A 2893-nucleotide genomic window follows, 5' to 3' on the forward strand; every position below is an offset into this window, starting at 1 on the left:
ACGATAACCTACTTTCACACTGGTTGCAGCACTATCATCGGCGTAATATCGTTTCACGGTCCTGTTCGGGATGGGAAGGGGTGGTACCGATTTACTATGGTCATCAGGCATAACTTGTACAAGCATCTGTCCCCGGTGGGGCGACAGCGCTTTGAATCTGGAAGAAGCGACGGTTTTATCGTCGTCCCCGTGCAAACGGGAATAAAGTTTTATTTCTTTGGGTAGCGATTTGTATTAACAACAAACGGCAACGCGCATTCTTATCGTCCACAACCTGCTAAGGTTATAGGGACAAGCCTTACGGGCAATTAGTATCAGTTAGCTTAATGCATTACTGCACTTCCACACCTGACCTATCAACGTCCTGGTCTCGAACGACCCTTTAAAGAGCTCAAGGCTCTGGGAAATCTCATCTCAAGGCAAGTTTCCCGCTTAGATGCTTTCAGCGGTTATCTCTTCCAGACTTAGCTACCCGGCAATGCCACTGGCGTGACAACCGGTACACCAGAGGTCTGTCCACTCCGGTCCTCTCGTACTAGGAGCAGCCCCCTTCAAATTTCCAACGCCCACGGCAGATAGGGACCAAACTGTCTCACGACGTTTTAAACCCAGCTCACGTACCACTTTAAATGGCGAACAGCCATACCCTTGGGACCGGCTACAGCCCCAGGATGTGATGAGCCGACATCGAGGTGCCAAACTCCCCCGTCGATATGAACTCTTGGGAGGAATCAGCCTGTTATCCCCAGAGTACCTTTTATCCGTTGAGCGATGGCCCTTCCATACAGAACCACCGGATCACTATGTCCTACTTTCGTACCTGCTCGACTTGTCAGTCTCGCAGTTAAGCACGCTTATGCCATTGCACTATCAACACGATGTCCGACCGTATCTAGCGTACCTTCGAACTCCTCCGTTACACTTTAGGAGGAGACCGCCCCAGTCAAACTGCCTACCATGCACTGTCCCCGATCCGGATAACGGACCAAGGTTAGAACCTCAAACAAACCAGGGTGGTATTTCAAGGTTGGCTCCACGCAGACTGGCGTCCACGCTTCAAAGCCTCCCACCTATCCTACACAGATTGGTTCAAAGTCCAATGCAAAGCTACAGTAAAGGTTCATGGGGTCTTTCCGTCTAGCCGCGGGTAGATTGCATCATCACAAACATTTCAACTTCGCTGAGTCTCGGGAGGAGACAGTGTGGCCATCGTTACGCCATTCGTGCAGGTCGGAACTTACCCGACAAGGAATTTCGCTACCTTAGGACCGTTATAGTTACGGCCGCCGTTTACTGGGACTTCAATCAAGAGCTTGCACCCCATCATTTAATCTTCCAGCACCGGGCAGGCGTCACACCCTATACGTCCACTTTCGTGTTTGCAGAGTGCTGTGTTTTTATTAAACAGTCGCAGCCACCAGTTTATTGCAACCCTTTCGCCCTATCACAGTAAAGTGACCAAGCTACCGGGGCGTACCTTTTCCCGAAGTTACGGTACCAATTTGCCGAGTTCCTTCTCCCGAGTTCTCTCAAGCGCCTTAGAATACTCATCTCGCCCACCTGTGTCGGTTTGCGGTACGGTCTCGTATGACTGAAGCTTAGAGGCTTTTCTTGGAACCACTTCCGATTGCTTCGTGAACAAGTTCACTCGTCTCAACCCCTTGAATTACGCGCCCGGATTTGCCTAAGCGCCTTCTATGAGCCAAAAACCAACTATTCCAACAGTTGGACAACCTTCCGCGATCCGTCCCCCCATCGCATCATACGACGGTGCAGGAATATTAACCTGCTTCCCATCAGCTACGCATCTCTGCCTCGCCTTAGGGGCCGACTCACCCTGCTCCGATGAACGTTGAACAGGAAACCTTGGGCTTACGGCGTGGAGGCTTTTCACCCCCATTATCGCTACTCATGTCAGCATTCGCACTTCTGATACCTCCAGCATCCTTTACAAGACACCTTCGCAGGCTTACAGAACGCTCTCCTACCATATCGATCAAGGTACAAGTACCAAGAAAAATATCCGCAGCTTCGGTGACTGGCTTAGCCCCGTTACATCTTCCGCGCAGGACGACTCGATCAGTGAGCTATTACGCTTTCTTTAAATGATGGCTGCTTCTAAGCCAACATCCTGACTGTTTTAGCCTTCCCACTTCGTTTTCCACTTAGCCAATCTTTGGGACCTTAGCTGGCGGTCTGGGTTGTTTCCCTCTTGACGCCGGACGTTAGCACCCGACGTCTGTCTCCCAAGCTCGCACTCATCGGTATTCGGAGTTTGCAATGGTTTGGTAAGTCGCAATGACCCCCTAGCCATAACAGTGCTCTACCCCCGATGGTGATACTTGAGGCACTACCTAAATAGTTTTCGGAGAGAACCAGCTATTTCCAAGTTTGTTTAGCCTTTCACCCCTACCCACAGCTCATCCCCTAATTTTTCAACATTAGTGGGTTCGGACCTCCAGGGCGTGTTACCGCACCTTCATCCTGGCCATGAGTAGATCACTTGGTTTCGGGTCTACACCCAGCGACTGTCGCCCTATTCGGACTCGATTTCTCTACGGCTTCCCTATATGGTTAACCTTGCCACTGAATGTAAGTCGCTGACCCATTATACAAAAGGTACGCAGTCACGGAACAAGTCCGCTCCTACTGTTTGTATGCACACGGTTTCAGGATCTATTTCACTCCCCTTCCGGGGTTCTTTTCGCCTTTCCCTCACGGTACTGGTTCACTATCGGTCGATTACGAGTATTTAGCCTTGGAGGATGGTCCCCCCATATTCAGACAGGATTTCTCGTGTCCCGCCCTACTTGTCGCACGCTTAGTTCCACACATCGCATTTCGAATACCGGGCTATCACCGTCTATGGCTCCCATTTCCAGGGGATTCTTCT

At 50.7% G+C, this 2893-nt stretch carries 2 rRNA genes; both read right to left on the bottom strand.

The window, feature by feature from the left end:
• Positions 1 to 108 (bottom strand): 5S ribosomal RNA (rrf, locus tag C7C56_RS13850); the annotation flags it as partial.
• A 179-nt stretch (positions 109 to 287) separates the two neighbouring features.
• Positions 288 to 2893, bottom strand: a 23S ribosomal RNA gene (locus tag C7C56_RS13855); the annotation flags it as partial.

The organism is Massilia glaciei (assembly GCF_003011895.2).
In the GTDB taxonomy this organism is placed as follows: Bacteria; Pseudomonadota; Gammaproteobacteria; order Burkholderiales; family Burkholderiaceae_D; genus Telluria_A; species Telluria_A glaciei.